The 16,550-nt window shown below is 57.1% G+C and carries 11 protein-coding genes; 4 read left to right on the forward strand and 7 right to left on the reverse strand.

Going from position 1 to position 16,550, the window contains the following annotated elements; genetic code table 11:
• Nucleotides 1-99 precede the first annotated feature (99 nt).
• A complete protein-coding gene (locus tag MLC59_RS00120) occupies nucleotides 100-921 on the forward strand; it encodes a polyphosphate kinase 2 family protein (protein ID WP_248229953.1) in 822 nt (273 codons plus the stop codon).
• Between the two features lie 72 nt (nucleotides 922-993).
• Here the strand turns inward: MLC59_RS00120 and MLC59_RS00125 are convergent, their stop codons facing one another.
• Complete coding sequence (locus MLC59_RS00125; protein ID WP_248229954.1) at nucleotides 994-2,985, reverse strand: TRAP transporter permease; 1,992 nt, start codon at nucleotides 2,983-2,985, stop codon at nucleotides 994-996.
• 72 nt (nucleotides 2,986-3,057) lie between these two features.
• Nucleotides 3,058-4,212: a TAXI family TRAP transporter solute-binding subunit gene (locus MLC59_RS00130; RefSeq protein WP_248229955.1), complete on the reverse strand. Its 1,155-nt coding sequence runs from the start codon at nucleotides 4,210-4,212 to the stop codon at nucleotides 3,058-3,060.
• A gap of 305 nt (nucleotides 4,213-4,517) precedes the next feature.
• On the opposite strand from MLC59_RS00130, the gene MLC59_RS00135 reads away from it, so the two are divergent.
• Entirely contained in the window at nucleotides 4,518-5,759 is a 1,242-nt protein-coding gene (locus MLC59_RS00135) for a methyltransferase (RefSeq protein ID WP_248229956.1), read from the forward strand.
• Between the two features lie 56 nt (nucleotides 5,760-5,815).
• Here the strand turns inward: MLC59_RS00135 and MLC59_RS00140 are convergent, their stop codons facing one another.
• From MLC59_RS00140 to MLC59_RS00150, 3 genes are all read right to left on the reverse strand, one after another.
• Complete coding sequence (locus tag MLC59_RS00140; RefSeq protein ID WP_248229957.1) at nucleotides 5,816-6,931, reverse strand: OmpA family protein; 1,116 nt, start codon at nucleotides 6,929-6,931, stop codon at nucleotides 5,816-5,818.
• Between the two features lie 194 nt (nucleotides 6,932-7,125).
• The gene (locus MLC59_RS00145; RefSeq protein ID WP_248229958.1) at nucleotides 7,126-7,647 is read right to left on the reverse strand and encodes a hypothetical protein; all 522 of its coding nucleotides are present in this window, start codon (nucleotides 7,645-7,647) and stop codon (nucleotides 7,126-7,128) included.
• Nucleotides 7,644-9,947: an ATP-dependent helicase gene (locus MLC59_RS00150; RefSeq protein WP_248229959.1), complete on the reverse strand. Its 2,304-nt coding sequence runs from the start codon at nucleotides 9,945-9,947 to the stop codon at nucleotides 7,644-7,646. The genes MLC59_RS00145 and MLC59_RS00150 overlap by 4 nt, the downstream gene beginning before the upstream one ends.
• Before the next feature lie 118 nt (nucleotides 9,948-10,065).
• Between MLC59_RS00150 and MLC59_RS00155 the strand changes: the two genes are divergently transcribed.
• Together MLC59_RS00155 and MLC59_RS00160 are read left to right on the forward strand one after the other, a co-directional pair.
• On the forward strand, nucleotides 10,066-10,449 hold the full coding sequence (locus tag MLC59_RS00155; protein ID WP_248229961.1) for a DUF2237 family protein: 384 nt from the start codon (nucleotides 10,066-10,068) through the stop codon (nucleotides 10,447-10,449).
• Complete coding sequence (locus MLC59_RS00160; protein WP_248229962.1) at nucleotides 10,449-12,551, forward strand: tRNA(Met) cytidine acetyltransferase TmcA; 2,103 nt, start codon at nucleotides 10,449-10,451, stop codon at nucleotides 12,549-12,551. The genes MLC59_RS00155 and MLC59_RS00160 overlap by 1 nt, the downstream gene beginning before the upstream one ends.
• Nucleotides 12,552-12,717: 166 nt before the next feature.
• Here MLC59_RS00160 and MLC59_RS00165 read toward each other — a convergent pair whose 3' ends face one another.
• Together MLC59_RS00165 and MLC59_RS00170 are read right to left on the reverse strand one after the other, a co-directional pair.
• Nucleotides 12,718-14,865, reverse strand: coding sequence for a KAP family P-loop NTPase fold protein (locus MLC59_RS00165; RefSeq protein WP_248229963.1), 2,148 nt, complete (start codon nucleotides 14,863-14,865; stop codon nucleotides 12,718-12,720).
• A gap of 140 nt (nucleotides 14,866-15,005) precedes the next feature.
• On the reverse strand, nucleotides 15,006-16,406 hold the full coding sequence (locus MLC59_RS00170; RefSeq protein WP_248229964.1) for an ApeA N-terminal domain 1-containing protein: 1,401 nt from the start codon (nucleotides 16,404-16,406) through the stop codon (nucleotides 15,006-15,008).
• Between the last annotated feature and the right edge of the window lie 144 nt (nucleotides 16,407-16,550).

Below are 16,550 nucleotides of genomic sequence, written 5' to 3' on the forward strand. Positions count from 1 at the left end.
GAAGTCTATCATCAACCCGCGTGCGGCTTATATGTCGGTCCGGGTAATCACGTGTACAGGGGTAACCAAGCGCCCCGCTGTTTAGAGATTCTGCCCTGAATGCTATCCACACGCTTCAATGAAACCTGGCTGTACGATCCACGCAAGCCCTCACTCCATGACTATCCCTCCGATATCGACGACAAGTCTGTTCCGGCCCTTGAGCCGAGCCTTGAACTGATCGGTGAACACCAGCGACGGCTCTGGGCGAACGGCGAAGATGCCTGCCTGATGGTGTTTCACGGGCTGGATGCCAGTGGCAAGGATAGCCTGGTGCGCACCCTGGCCACTTATATGGATCCGGCGGGGTTCCACGCCTGGTCGTTCGGCCGCCCCAATGGTACCGAGGCAAAGCATGACTTTCTCTGGCGGGTGGTGCCTTACCTGCCGGCCCTGGGCGAACTGGTGGCCTTTAACCGCAGTCACCATGAGGCTGTCATGGCCGAGCGGCTCTGGCCAGTGCGGGATGAAAGCCATTACAACTGGCAAGCGCGTTACAGTGCCATTCGCGCCTTCGAGCAGCACCTGGTGCAGGAAGGCACCACGGTGCTGAAAGTCTGGCTGCACCTTTCCGAAGAGGAGCACCGGCAAAGGCTGGTCAAGCGCCTGGACAAGCCCCGCAAACGGTGGAAGTTTGACCACTCCGATATCGAGGCCTGGAATCGGCGGGATGAGTACCTTGCTGCGGTGGAGGAGGCTATTGCCGCTACCCATACGCCGGAGGCGCCCTGGCTTATCCTGCCGGGCGACCGCAAGCCGGTAGCCCGCGCACTGATGGCCAGTATCCTGGCAGAGCAGCTGGAAGCCCTGGCGCCGGACTACCCGAAGGAGGATGAGGAGGTACTCGAACAGTACCGGGAACTGCTGAGCAAGGATCGCTAGGCTGGGGTTGATTGCGCCTGTTGCTCTCGGCCGGGTTGATGGCCGGGGCGTCCATGCCCTGGCGAAGGCTCACTATCGGCCAGCGGTGACCGGTTGCCGGCGCTGGGCCGTCCAGGCCAGTACCAGCGCCGGTATGATCAACAGGCCACTGATCAGGGACAGCTGCAGGTTGGTCAGTGGCACAGGGCCACCCCCCGGGATCGCCAGCAGCAGCCCGCCAATGATCAGCGCTCCACGAATGGGCCATTGCATCACGCGGCTGGCGGCCAGGCTACCTACCCCAAGTATCCAGCCCTGCATGGAACCGGCTATCAATATAACGCCGGCCAGCGCCTGCAGTATGACCACCAGGATCTCATTCCAGCTGCCCTGGAAGATCAGCGCCGGGTTCAGCACGAACAGGAACGGTATAAAGTAGATCACGCTGCCCAGTCGCATGGCCTGAAAGCCGGTTTCCATGGCCCTGGAGCCCGCTACAGTTGCCGCCGCGAAGGCCCCCAGGGCCACCGGTGGTGTAATGAAACTGAGCATGCCCCAGTACAGGATGAACAGGTGCACCGCCAGGGGATCCATGCCGCCACCGTTGATCAGGGCCGGTGCCAGAGCCACCGCGAGGAAGATATACGCCGCGGTTACGGTCATACCGATACCCAGGATGAAACTCGTCACCGCGCCCATCATCAACAGCACCAGGGTGTTGCCCCCCGCCAGGTAGATCAGGTCATTGGCAATGGTGCCGGACAGCCCCGTAACAGACAAGGCGCCCACCAGCAGGCCCACGCCGGCCAGGATGGCAATCAGTTCGGCAAACAGCTTGCCGGCCCCGCCGAAGAACTCCTTCACGTCCTGCCAACCCCAACGCTGGTAGGGGAGAACCTGGTTGATGATCAGTAGCAGGGCGGTGGCGAAGAAGGGCGCTGTCGCCTCACGGCGCAGGAAGAACAGCATCCAGATCAGCAGCACGAACACGAAGATGAAGTACCAGCCTTCCTTCAGTGTCTGCCGCAGTGACGGCAGTTCCGCGGCCGGCAGCCCTTTCAGGTCATGGCGTGCCGCGTAGGCGTCGATCTGGATAAACAGGCCCAGGAAGTAGAGCACCGAAGGCACCACCGCCGCCAGGGCAATGGTGCCGTAGGGAATGTTCAGGAAGGCGGCCATGATAAAGGCCGTGGCACCCATGACCGGTGGCATCAGTACGCCCCCGGTGGACGCGCAGGCCTCCACACCGGCGGCGTAGGATTTGCCGAACCCCACCCGGCGCATGGCGGGGATGGACAGCACGCCGGTGGTCATCACGTTGGTGATCACACTGCCACTCATGGAGCCCATCAGCCCGCTGGAGAAGACCGCCACCTTGGCCGGGCCGCCCCGTACATGGCCCAGCAGGGCAAAGGCGAGGTTGATAAAGAACTTGCCGCCACCGGTTTTCTGCAGGGCGACGCCAAACAGCAGAAAGCCGATCACCAGGTTGGCAAAGGCCTGCAGGGGGATACCCATGATGCCTTCACGGCTCATGGCCAGGTAGATAGCGGTCTGGTCCGGTGTTGAGGGGAAACCCTGGATTGGCCCGGGTACCTTGTCGGCAAAGATGGGATAGATGCTCGCCAGCCCGACGATCACCGCAATGGGCAACCCGCCGGCGCGGCGGATGGCCTCCACCACAACCGCCCAGAATAGGAAGCTCATGGTGACCGCGTAGTCCGGGGCCGCATACTCCCAGCCCCGGTCAAGGATCTGCTCGGCGTTATAGACAAAGAATCCGCAAATACCAGCGGCGGCGAGGAACAGCAGGATATCGTACCAGGGCACCTTGTGGCGGCTGGCAAACCGGTTCATGGGCCAGAGCACGAACACCAGGGGCAGCATCAGCGCCACCACCATATAGAAAAACTGGCTCTCCACCTGGGTGACCAGGTTGATGAGCTGGAGGTTGAACAGGTAATCGATGGTAAACAGGGTCAGGGCCAGGGTGGCCAGGCGTGGTAGCCAGGGCCACAGCCCCGGCAGGTCACGAACACCGGAAATGTTCTCCGGTTTTTTCTCATCGGTGGGCGATTGAGTCATGGTGCTGTAAACCCGGTATTACGAATGAACGCGGCGGTGATTGCGATCACCGCCGCGGGTTCGGGGTTCGGCTTAACGGAATACCGGGTTCATGCCGGCTTCTTCCAGGGCGGCGGCCCGGGCTTCCATCCAGCCTGCCTTGAAGGCGTCCTCATCCGATGGCGTATCGCCGGCGGTGTACTCATCCCAGGTATCCAGCAGGATCTGCTGACGCTTGACCAGCATGTCCTGGTGCGCCTGCATTTCGTCGGTCCAGTGCCCGATTTCCTTGTAGTACTCCACAACGGCATCGTGGAACGGAACCACCCACTGCATGTTCTGGTTCTCCAGGGCATAGCCGGCGTTGCCCGGGGCAGCATCCTTGTACTTGTCATAGTCCTCGGTAAAGACCTTCACCAGGCTGTTGACCAGCGTGTCATCCGCATCGGCGTTGGCGACCACGATGGGATACGGGTAGCTGGAACCAATCCAGGGATCATCCTTGCTGATGCCGGCACCGGAGGTGACCTTGTGGGGCTGGAAGTAGGGCGCTACGTCGTTCAGGCGCTGCCAGCCTTCCTTGTCTTCCGGGTCCAGGGTCAGCCAGGTAATGCCGCGGGGGCTTGCTGCCAGCTGTTGAGGCCCACCTGCCACAGAGACGGTAAAGGCGGTGTCACTCTGGTTGGCAATGATGCCCTCAAAGGCGCGGCCGTAGCCCGGGAACTCAACCCGCTCCACGTCGTCCCAGGTCAGGTCGCCAAAGGCCAGCATGGCTTCGGTACCCAGGTTGAGGGCATCGTCGCCGCGAATCCAGGAGATGCGTTTGCCCTTGAGGTCGTAGGGGTCTTCCACATCGATGTCCCCGGCTACGGCAATGCTCAGGCCGAAGCTGGCGATGGAGGTGGTAATCACCCGGATCGGCTGAGGTCCCCAGTTTTCGCCGGCAAACATCAGCACACCCTCGGCACCGTAGTAGGCGGCAATGCCACAGGCACATACCGGTACCCTGTCTGTTTTCAGGGGGGTCATGCGGGATACGTCGTTCTCTCCGGGCAGGATGCGCAGGGATACGCCGTATTCATTCTGCAGCAGGTTACCGATCGAAACCATCTGCGCGTAACCCGCCGAGCTGGTGCCATAGGCGGTCATACCCAGGGTGTTGGGAAGGTCGACGCCTTCGGCGGAGAGCGCCAGGGCAGGTGCGGAGGCGAGTGCAAGGGCCATGACAGACCTTTTCAGGTTGAACATCGCGTTGTCCTCTTGTCTTTGTTGTGTTTGTGGTTAATTGTTCCGCAAAGCGAAACATGATTCTGTTTCAGTATATCCACCTTAGTCAGTCGTAGTTCAGACTGTCAATTAAAAATAGAACAAGCGCTCGATGCTGTCAGGTCTGGTTTCAGGAAGGTTGGTCGATCTTGCGGGCCATGCAGTTGAACAGGGTATGAACGATGCCGGCAACGGGGAGTTTCGGGCTGAACCAAGATCAGGGAAAATGCGCGCATTAGTTACCACAGTTTTCGGGCACCTCGGGCCCCAGGACAAAGGCCAGTGATATGACGTTACCCCTGCAGCGGAGTTTGAACGACCCAGACTCGATGGTTTACCGACACTGGGACCGGCTCAATAGCTGGCTGGCCGGGCATCGTGCCTTCTGGCACCCGGCGCCGTTTACGGTACCCCAGCCGGGCTGGGTGGTCGACAACCCGGGGCTGGCTCGATGGCTTGAGCAGATGGATGATGCAGACTGCAAACGATTCGAGGATGACCCCGGGCTGCTGGCCGGCGAAGTCCAACGATGGATGCCCCGGCTGGTCGATTACCCGGCCCTGACCATGGTGTCCGACCTGCAGCCGGGACATGAAGCCATAGCGTCTGCGACCCTGGCCGAGCGCGAGGCTACCGATATGCCCGGCCGCAAGCGGTTGCAGGCCGGGGCCTTTTGTGACGCCCTGTCTCCCATGTCCCATCCGGCTGTTGACTGGTGCTGCGGCAAGGGGCACCTGGCCCGTACCCTGAGCCGCCACAGTGGGTTGCCGGTTATCGGTTTTGAGTGGAATCCGACGCTGGTGGAAGATGGCAATGATCTGGTGCATCGTTTCAGTGACCCTGTTGTGCTGCAGCGCCAGGACGTCATGGCGCCCGACCTGTCGTGGCCGGATGAGGTGCATGCTACTGCCTTGCATGCTTGCGGGGACCTCCACCGAAAACTGATCCGGGACGTTATCCGTCTTCGCCAACCCCGTTTGAGCTTCTCACCCTGTTGTTACCACCTGGGGGGCAGGGGGACCTATCAGCCCCTGTCCCACCGGGCCAGGGCCTGCCAGCCCGGGCTTGGCCTGTCCCGGGATGAACTCCGGTTGGCGGTAAAGGAAACCGTGACCGCTCCCCAGGGCGTTCGCCGGCAAGCCGAGCTGGTGCGCCAGTTGCGGCTGGGGTTCGATGGCTTGCAGCGGGTATTGCGAGGGCAGGACACCTACCTGCCGCTGCCGCCCCACCCATCAACCCTGCCAAAGGAGGGATTCGAAGCGTTTGTGCGCTGGGCGGCGGACAAGAAGGGCCTCGAATTGCCAGGCCAGGTGGACTGGGGTCACTGGGAGCAGGTTGGACGAGCGCGCTCCCGGCAGGTCAGGCGATACGAACTGGTGCGCCACCTGTTTCGCCGTCCGCTGGAACTCTGGCTGGTACTGGATTACGCGATGGCCCTGGAGGACGCAGGCTACCAGGTGCGTGTAGGGACGTTCTGTGATCGCTCGCTAACGCCCCGGAACCTGCTGGTGGATGCGGTCAGGGCCTGAAACGTGAAAAGGCGCCCGAAGGCGCCTTTTCGATTTGCATCCGAGGCTATGGTCGCTTAGCGACGAACCTGCAGACGGGCTTCTACCCGACGGTTGCGGGCACGGCCACCGGCGGTTTCGTTGGTGGCGACCGGCTCGGCTTCACCATAGCCCACCGGGGTGACCCGGTTACGGTCGATGCCGTACATTTCCACCAGGCGATCGGCTACCGCTTCGGCGCGACGCTGGGACAGATCCTTGTTGTATTCGGCTGCACCAACGCTGTCGGTATGGCCTGCAACTTCAACAGACACTTCCTGATCGGCCTTCATGGCGTCAGCGACTTCGCGGATGTCGTCGTCATATTCGGACGCAACTTCAGCGCTGTCGAACGGGAAGGTGATGTAAAGGGTGATGGTGTCGATGGTCACGACTTCACAGCCTGTTTCATCAACTTCAGTACCGCGGGCCGTGCCCGGGCACTCGTCCAGGCGATCGACTACGCCGTCACCGTCGCTGTCCAGCTCGCAACCGGTGCTGTCGACCGGGGCGCCTGGGACAGTATTCGGGCACTGGTCGCGGTTATCGGGCACGCCATCGCCGTCCGCATCCGGGGCAGGCGCAGGCGCGGGTGCCGGCGCAGGCTCACTGGTGTTGCGGCTGAAGGCCAGGCTGAGTCCGGCGCTGACCTGTGCGTCAAAGGTGCTTTCGTCGACGCCGTGAAAGGCGCGAACGTCACCGCGCAAGGACACCAGGTCGGTCACGTTGTAACGCAGACCACCGCCGAGGTTGACGCGGGTTTCGTCATGCTCGGTACCCGGAGTACGAACACCGCCGCCATCGAAGTCAGCATAGCCGACACCGGCAGCCAGGTAGGGGTTGAGTTTGTCACTCTGGCTCCCGAAGTAATACAGGCCATCGACCCGAACCTCATCAAAGTCGACATCACCGCTGGTGTATTTGCGGTCTGGTTCCGAGCGTGAATATACGGCTTCAACGGCCCATTGCGGCAGGAATCGGTATTCGAGGCCAAAACCGTAAGTCATTTCCTCATCCAGGTCGCGCTTGTCACCGAAATTCTGGTAACCAACGAACGGATTGAGGTAAATGGTTTGAATCTCTTCTTCGGCCATAGCCGGAGCACTGATCGCAGCGGCCAGCAAGGCCACCCCGAAAGGATGGATATTTTTCATTGGTTTTCCTCTTTCCGTGGCAATTTCTACGCCGACATCCTGGCGCTGTAATCACTAGTTAAGTTTTGTAAGCATCCGAATTCAAGGGAAAATTACCGAAGTTTCGGAATATACGAACATTTCAGCCTACTTATTAGCTTACGCCGGGTAATGCACTTTGGATCTCAACTAATTGATATAAAAGTGCTAATTGGTCAGGGTTTGCGGTATTCCACCCGTTCGACGCAACCGTTTCTGAAATAAACGTAAGTCAGTTCGTAGAGGGCACCGTAATACTTGGTCTGGTAGACCCAGGTCTCCTGGGGGGTTGGGTAGACTTCAGATGTACGTCCAAAGGCTCGCTCCACCTGTTCGCGGGTCATGCCTGCGACGACCTGGTTGCGCGCCAGGTAGGTACGCAGGTCGGTAGAGTTAATAAAGCGACAGGTATCGTCCCTGGTGGGGCGAGCCTTTTCCTCCTCCGTTGGATCCGGGTCGGGCTCGTCCTTATAGTCGGGCAGGTTGTCAGCGAGGCTGCCACCAACCCTGTTATCCCGGATTTTCACCCGCTCCGGGTTGGGGCCGCATGGCTGGTCGGAAAACTGGACACCTCCGCGACTGTCGCATCGGTAAATGGTTGACTCCGGAAAGCTACGCCCGGAGTACAGAACCAATACCAGGGTAATCACCAGTACTGACAGCCCAGGCGTGGACAGGTGCCTTCGGCTACAGGTCATTTACCTTTCCTTGCGGCTTGCGCCTCGGTGAGGGGACGGAAATACAGGTGCGCGCTCTTCTTGCTGAACGTCCGCGTTTGCCCCTCGTCAAAGCGCACATCGAAGGAGGTCCCGGTCTCCGCCAGTACGGAACCCGGGCCGAAAATGGCATGGCTGAGCCGTTCACTGGTCCAGACGGGTGAATCGGTGGCTATGCTGTCAGCGGACGCCCCGAGCAGGGTGACGCCGGCCCGCTCCGCATAGCGCTGAGCGACACCGGTCAGAACCTGGTCTGCCTGATAGTTGCCGGTAGCCTCGGCTGTCGAAACCTCCCTTTGATCCAGCCAGCGCCCGAATTGCTCACTCAGCGGAACGCACAGCTCGGCGACGAACCGGCTTGGGGCCTGGTCGGCGTCGATGGCTGGTCTGGGCCCTCCGGGGCGGGTGATGAGGTGCAGTTCCCTCCGGGTGCGGGTGACGGCTACGTAGAGCAAACGGCGCTCACTTTCCATAAATGCCTGCAGGTTTTCCTGCTGACGGGGACTGTAGGGAAGATACTTTTCCTGCAGGCCGGGGATGATCACCCGTGACCATTCCAGGCCCTTGGTCCGATGGATGGTTGAAAGCAGCACGCCACCTGCTGCCTTGTCGGTGCTGTCCTGTTTTTCCAGTGCCTGGCGGCGGAGGTTGTGCAGGTGGGCGAGGGCATCCGCCGGGGGCACATCCAGTGTTGCCAGGTAATCCCGGAATCCGAGCACCGTATCGATGCGTTCGTTGGCCGTCTCGTGGGTGAGGGCCAGGCTGCGGATGCCTTCGAACAGGTCGGTTTGCTCAGCATACCGTTTCAGCAAGGTTGCCACCGGGCCGGTGTAGCCTGCCAGCGTCGTGAGTGCTTCACCGAGGCGGCGGAGCTTGCGGGCCGGCATGGGGCCGAGGGCCGATTCATCCAGGCTGAGCAGGCATTGGCCCCAATCGGACTCGAAGCCGGCCAGCATCCGGGCCATGTTGGTCAACTCCTGCTCCTTCAGGCCAACATGGGGAAACCGCAGTAGCTGCCTTGCGACGTCGAGCCGGTCCTCGGCGGTCATATTGGGGAGTTGGCCAGTGACCACCTGCAGCAGGCTGGTAATGGCCTCCACCTCCCGGCTGAACAGGGCGCCCTTGCCCGCGTCGATGCGATAGGGAATCTGCCGGGCCAGCAGGCGCAGCTCGATGGGGACGCTCTGACTCCAGACCCGGAACAGGATCGCGGTCTGCTGCTGTTCCGGTTCCGGGAGTGACTCCAGCAACTTCACGACAATGCTGCTGTCCTGCTCGTTCTCGTGCAGGTGGACCCGGGTGGCCGGGGTTGACGGGTGGGAATGGCAAAGCACGTCATTACGCCCCTGATTATTGGTAATCAGGTGGTTAGCCAGCAGCGCGACCCGGTGGCCGTAGCGGAAACTGTAGCTGAGGGTTTGCTGCAGGGGGTCGTCGAATTCCTCCCGGAACCGGGTCAGGATAAATTCCGGCCGGGCACCCCGGAACTCGTAGATGGTCTGGTCCGGGTCCCCGACCACGGTCACCTTCGCCCGGTCACCGGCTACGTAGCGCAGCAGCAGGTGCTGGATTTCATTGGTGTCCTGGTATTCGTCCACCAGCACCAGGTCCATCTTGTTACCCACCAGTCGTTGCAGGGCCGTGTTCTGGTGAATGGCCATCACCGGTTCATAGAGCATGTCAGCGTAGGTGATCTGGCTGCGGGCCTTGCGCCACTGTTCGAAAGCGTGGAACAGGTCGATCAGGTACCGGTGGCGATCGCTGTAACCGAGTTCCTCGAACACTACGTCCACCGGGGTCAGGGTGGTTTTCACCAGGTCAATGAAACCGGTGGCGGTTTCCACATAGTCCTTCTTGTTACGGCGAATCTCGTCTGCCAGCTCTTCCGGAGCCAGCTGCCGGGTCAGCAGCCAGGCCTGGTAGCTGACTTCCTGTTCGGTGAGGATTTTCTCGGAGAAGGCCGGCAGGTAACCTTCCTGCACGAAGCGCCGGTACAGGCGAAGCCCCATGGCGTGGTAGGTGCGCACCTCCGGCAGCGCCAGGCCCAGGTCACGGGTGACGTCCCGCAGCTTGCGTTCGAAGTCCACCCGGGCACTACGGTTGAACATCAGCACCAGCATACGGCGGGGATCGTGGCCCTGCTGCAGCAGCCAGCGCAGCCGCCAGGCAAGTGTGGTGGTCTTGCCACTGCCGGCCACCGCGGTGATCAATGCATGCTCGTGGCCGGCAGTGATGATCTCGCGCTGTTCGCTGGTGAGGAAATCGGGGAGTGGGCTGGTCATGGCGCCATTGTAAAGGAGCGCAAAGGAAATCCCGAATGGTTCTCGACAGTGCCGGGGCCCTGACACAGTGTCAGTGGTACTTCATAATGACCGCAACCTTCAGACAAGGAGCGATTCCATGGCACAGGCGCAGGATGAGTCCATCAACGTACTGGGCGAACCGCTGGAGAACTGCGGCACCGACCCGGTGACCGGTTTTTTCCGGGATGGCTGCTGTAATACCAGTCCCGAAGACTTCGGCAGCCACACGGTTTGCACGGTGGTCACCGATGAGTTCCTGGCATTCTCCCGCAGCCGGGGCAACGACCTGAGTACACCGCGACCGGAATTCGGTTTTCCGGGGCTGCGCCCTGGTGATGGCTGGTGCCTGTGCGCCGCCCGCTGGCGGGAAGCCCTGGAGGCCGGTTGTGCGCCCCGGGTCCGGTTGAAGGCCACCCACCGGGCGGCGCTGGATATTTGTGACCTGGCGGACCTGAAGCGGCATTCGGTGGATCTGAACTAGTGAACGAAGGCAGCTGGCAGGACCTGTCGCAGCGGCTGGCGGCCCGGGGTGAGCGGCGCCTGGTGCTGGTGGAAGGCACCCGCGAGCAGGCCCTCGCCCTGGTAAGCAGGGTTTTGTCAGAGCTGTCGCCGGCAGGCGGTTTGTGGGTTGGCGAGTCTGACGCTTTGCCATACCCCGCGCTGACCACCATCTCGGCCAACCAGGCCAGGCAGCACCTGGGTACGGAAAACCCGGTGCTGGTATGGGATGGCTGGCAGGGGAATCCGCCGGATTCGCTGGCGGCACTCAGCGGCACCCTGCAGGCAGGCGGTTTGTGGTTCTGGCTGATGCCGGAACTTGCCGAGTGGGATACCTTCGCCGACCCCGACTATGCCCGGATGGGGTTACCTGCCGAAGGGCAGCATCCCTTCATGGCCCGGATGGCCAGGATATTGGCGGAGGATTCGTCCGTTATCCGCCTTGAGGCCAATGGTGATGGCGCGCCCCCGCTCTTGCCAGTTGATGACGTGGCTATCGAGCCATTTCGCCCGGCGGCCACGTCGGACCAGGAGCGAGCCATCGAACACATCCTCCACACCGGTCAGGGCCGCCGCCGGCGCCCCCTGGTGATCACCGCAGACCGTGGGCGGGGCAAGTCCGCAGCCCTGGGTATAGCCGCCGTGCGACTCTTGCAGGGCGGCCGCCACCGGATCCTGGTGGTGTCTCCCCGCAAGGAAAATGTCTCCACACTGTTCAGGCACGCTGCAGCGGAGGCTGGCCACGACTATACAGGCCAGACATTGCTCGAATTGAGTTCCGGCGAAACCCTGCAATGGCTCCCGGTGGATGAGCTGCTGGCTCGTAGGCCGGAAGCAGAACTGGTCATGGTGGATGAAGCCGCCGCCATCCCGGCGCCGCTACTCCGGCACATCCTGCTGGGCTGGCCGAGAGTGGTGTTTGCTTCAACCGTCCACGGCTATGAAGGCTCTGGTCGGGGCTTCAATCTTCGCTTTCGGGCGGTACTGGACCGGGAAACACCTCACTGGCAGGGGCTGACCATGGAGCAGCCGGTTCGCTGGTCATCGTCCGACCCCCTCGAGCCGCTGGTGAACCGGCTTTTCCTGCTGGATGCCTCCGCCGTGGGCCCGGTACACCACGATGAGGTCGTGATCGAAAAAGGGCGTCCGGCAGAGGCAAGCGAACAGGACCTCTCCAACGCCTTCGGACTGCTGGTGGACGCTCACTATCGCACCACGCCCGGCGACCTGCGCCAATGGATGGACGATCCGGGAGCGGTCACCCTGGTTGCCCGGCAAGGGGCCGATATTGTCGGTGTGCTCTGGGCCACGGTGGAGGGTGGGTTGGACACCGAACTGGCACAAAAGGTCATGCGGGGCGAGCGACGGCTCAAGGGCCATCTGTTACCGCAGTCGCTTGCAAATCATGGTGGTGATGCCGAGACAGCCACCCTACGGATGTTGAGAGTCGTCCGTATCGCCGTCCATGACCAATGCCGCCGCCGTGGCCTGGGCCGGGAGCTTCTCGAGCATGCCGCCAGGGCGGCGAGGGAGTTGCAACTGGATGCGGTTGGCACCAGCTATGGCGCCTCAACTGAGTTGCTGCGGTTCTGGCGCTCCGCCGGGTTCAACACCGTGCGCCTTGGCATCAGCCGTGAGGCAAGCTCTGGGGAATATGCGGTGCAGATGCTTCTGGGGCTGACGGACAGTGGCGTGGCTGCACAGCAGCGGCTTTCGAAGCGCTTTTCGGAGCAGTGGCCAGTCATGCTGCCGGTGGTGTGGCCATCACTGTCGCCGGAGCTGGTTCTGGCCATCACCTCTGATTTGCCATCGGCGCCGCCACTCACAGAGCAGGAGCGTATTGAGCTGGAGGCTTTTGCTCATGGGCATCGGGGGTTTGAACTGAGCTTGGCGGTGCTTCGACGCCTGACAATGCAAGTCGGGGTAGCGATGCGCCTTTCAACGTCGGAACAGGCTTCGCTCTGGATTGCCTGTGTGCTTCAGAGCCGCACTTGGTCAAACTTACGAATTCAAGGGTTATGCCACGGACAACGGGACGGAGAATCCCGGGTGCGCAAGCTGACGGCTTCGATGCTTTCTGAATAAGCCAACTACGATGCCAATATAGCGGCCGAATCGAGGCGCCTTAGATCGGCCGCTTTGGTCGCAAAGCGAACATTCGAGCAAATCGATTAAGAACCGGACTAGGAACTGCTTGAGGCGAAGTGCAGTCCCTACCAGCCGAATATTTTCTGCTCGATTCCTAATAATATTAGAATTTTTCACCCTTAGAGGCGTCGTTAAGGTAATACTTATCACCTGTCGAAATACTTCTGTAAACAGCTTGCAGGTATGTCGAAAGATTATCTGTCGAGCTTTTCAGTTCATTGTCAGCGAGCTTTTTAAGAAGTTGATAATCCAATAGCTCAGACAGTGATTCTTCAGATATTTCCGCATACGGACCGTTCGTTGAATCACTGCCACACCTGCCTATAAGCTTCGCGACCTTTTCTAGGCCTGATTCTTCACATAGCCACCGGCTGAAAACTTGCTTGGCTTTCTCTTTAGACGCGCGATAAAAAATAAAATAAATATGTGAAGCATGAACAGAGTCTACAAGATCTCCTTCCAACAATTCCCTCATCACCAAGCCAGACCAGAGCTCGATATATTCTTCGCTCTTCTCTTTTGGTAACCACTGCTCTTGCTTAAATCGCGGCTCGTCTGTTTCTATCCTTCCTATCTGCAACAACAAGCGACGCGTTATATCTGCTGTAATCGGAAGTGCTTTTTGCTCTTCAAGAAGCTCGAAAAGAAAACTTTCTTTTTGATCAGAACTCTCAATAATTGAAAACGTCAACCACATAATGCTTCGATAAAGATCAAACTTAAAGAAACCATGAAACTCATATTCGTGTCTTTTAATATAATCCGAGTCAAAAAAGACATAGTACATCGCCTTCAAAGAATGAAGCGCGTCCTCCTGGCTTGCCTTTTCTATATTCTGTTGCAGAAGCTCGAATAACCTCTCGACAAAATCTTCATCAATTGCTTTCTTCAAATACTCTTCACGATTAATAGTTCCGCTTAGAAACGAAACTATCTCCGTATCTGACACTGAACCAGGTGGAACCTGATAATGAAGGGCTGTATACAAACGTTTCTCCGACGCTACCCGTCCACATTTATCGTAATCAGAGCCGTACATTGAATAAGCGGCATCATCAAGAAGAGGAAACAATTCTTTTAATATCCCTCCTATATAGATAGAATCTTTTTCAGAACACTTCGCGAGAATGGCGTCTCTTTTTCCTTTATTTATTTCTATAACATCTTCCCGCTTTTCAAAAGAAATATCGTCATCAAATTTTCGGCCGACATACAATTCGGGGGAGTCTTTTATTGATTGATATATTTCGTGGCTCTTTATGGCCAGAATAGATAGGCAGTACAAGTCTGTGAAGCAAACCTTACCCTCGGTCTGAGCAAGTACAAAACGTAAATGATTGAAAGTCCTTTTTAGCTCCCGAGGGCTTCTTATAAGATGCTTTGCATAACGATGATATAAATAACTCAATCTTTCCTGGTCACGCTCAAAGCTATCTGTTAAAGATTTTTCCGATAAATTTTGGAGCTCGATATTGGCTAGATTCTGAAGATCACGATGGGCTATAAGAGGCAAAGGAATTCTTAGCTGAACTACTTTATCTATATACTGACTTGATTTGTCAATACCCTGCTTTTCAAGCGATTTTGCGAGATAAGTCGGGTCAAATGACAATAAAAAGGATGTACCCGGAAAATCGGCTACGGCCTTTACCAGCCTAATCACTTGGAATGCTTCATCCGGAGTCAATCGGTCAATGTCGTCAATAACAACGACTATTGACACTCCCAGATTTTCTAGAATAGAGTTTATCTTTTTCTTTCTCCCAAGCAGATCAAGTTCTCTTAATTTACTAATCTTTTGAGTGGCGCCACCAACCGCACTGAAAACCCCTTGAACAGTTGAAGCCCATGGTTCCACTCCAGGAATGAACTTCATGGCGTTAAATAGCTTTGAGTACGCCAATAACTCCCTAGAGGCCTTTAATCCTTCTTTTGGCCTATCTGGTATATTGAGTTGCGCGGAAAACTGAACCAAAAAATCTTGCACTAAGGCCTCTGCTTTCCCCGCCAACCATGGATTATACTCCACTATTACAGGACTATTTTCTTGTTGTGATAAAGTTCTTTTAACGAGATTAATTACAGATGTTTTTCCATAGCCCCAATCGCCTTCAAGAGATACTGTCATACAGTCATCAGTGGGTGCTACGAGAAGTATTTTTGCCAAACGCTCAGAAAACTCCTTTCTACTCAAGAGGTCAGGATTTTCCTCTTCGCCGCTAATCGGCTGATCATTATGGTAACTTCCCATGAACTTATTTTCCCTTTCTATTCTTTACTTCTAGGACGAAAAGTGGCTTTGACTTGAACGAGCCTTGCCCATGGATAAGCCACCTCTTTGGGGCGCCGCCACCAAACTGGGGGAAGTCCAGGTCGCTGTGCAGCCGATTGTTAGGTTTCATTCAACTTCTGCTTAATGCTGTATGACTGGCTGGCGATACTTGACACTTCGGCTTCTGTTAGTCCGACGTCCCGCAGTAGACAGAGCTGGAAGATCACTTCCATTTTTAGGCAAATGTCCCATAACTCACGGCCCTTCGCCGATTTTGTTTCGATATCCTTACTGTAATGAGTTAAATAATTTCGAGTATCGACTATTTTACGAATTAGCGTGCTGCGCTTTGAAGAGTTCCCTAACTGAGCTTTGTACGGATCAAATACTTTTTTCAGTCTTTTGGCCAAGCTCAACTCGTTGCCAAAGGAAAGCCTACCTTTCAGCCAGTCTTGCTGTTCTTCTGGGCATGATTCCACAAGAGATTTTACCAGCTGTTTAAACTTTTTATCGTCCATCAAAACATCGTCAGTGGTTCGGCGGTGGTACGTTTCCAGTGCTTGTGCGAGCGCAAGAAACTTCCCATCTAGATACTTATGTTCTCCCGCCTTTGAAGCGAAGTACAGACTTAACGCCGGGCCAATTACTTCATACATCTTCATCCAAGATGAGAGCATTGAGCCAAGTTTTTCCCGCACCTGCGGATAGGCGAAGAGCATATTTGGCCGTTTCAACTGCGGCACCGACTCAGAAAAGGGCAAACTTTGATAATACGTTTCGATCTGGATTGGTTTTGTTTTCTTATCTTCACCGCCGCCGAAATCTTGAACAATTGCATATGAAGAAATCGTCACATCCTTAAGGCTAGTCGATTCATCTAGGGCTAAAGCCAGAAAGTTTGCAAACCGGTACGAGATGTATATGAAATCACCGAGTGGTCTGAGCTCTGTGGAGTGTATTTCCAAATATGCCCGTTGCGTTATTTTGGCCTCCGTAGAGCCACCAGAAAATGGCGCCGTCCAACCAAATATAACCGAAAAGGTATACCCATCAGTAAGTTCGTAACTGATTTTCGGAGGGGGCTCAAAGGTGATTGTTGCTGTTTTGGCTTCGAAGTCAGTTTGCGCTTTGATACCGGATATTGCGACCCACTCATCAAGACCCTCAAATGAACACCTATAGGTATCAATTTGGGGTTCCGGGTCAAGTAGGTGTACTCCAAACAATGCCCTATGACCAGTCAAAGTCGATTTCGCGATTCCTCCAAAGGCAAAGTTCTTATGGCGATAGAGGCAATCGTCGATGGTCACATAGCCAGATTTTTCTATCTGGCCGATAATCTTCTTGACGTCCATTTCGTCCATAGGGTTTGGGATGCCAGCGCTCCCATCAAAATTTCCTATGACCTCAAGTTCGATCTCTCCCCCATCACTGATAGTGAGGGTCCCTGGGAGCTTATTGTCAGGCGCATCCGGCGTCCAAAAGTATCCTGAACGGACGATGGTCTCGTTTACTCTCATTTAGACACCATGAAATCTAACAGCAATTAGGCAGCGCGCTTTATCATTGCAGAAATTTGACTGCGTCATGATTGCTGACATTGAACCATCAACCGCGCTATACATCATTCAGTAAAACAATAGCTTAGCTGATCATGACTAACT

Source organism: Marinobacter bryozoorum, from assembly GCF_023156245.1.
Lineage (GTDB): Bacteria > Pseudomonadota > Gammaproteobacteria > Pseudomonadales > Oleiphilaceae > Marinobacter > Marinobacter bryozoorum.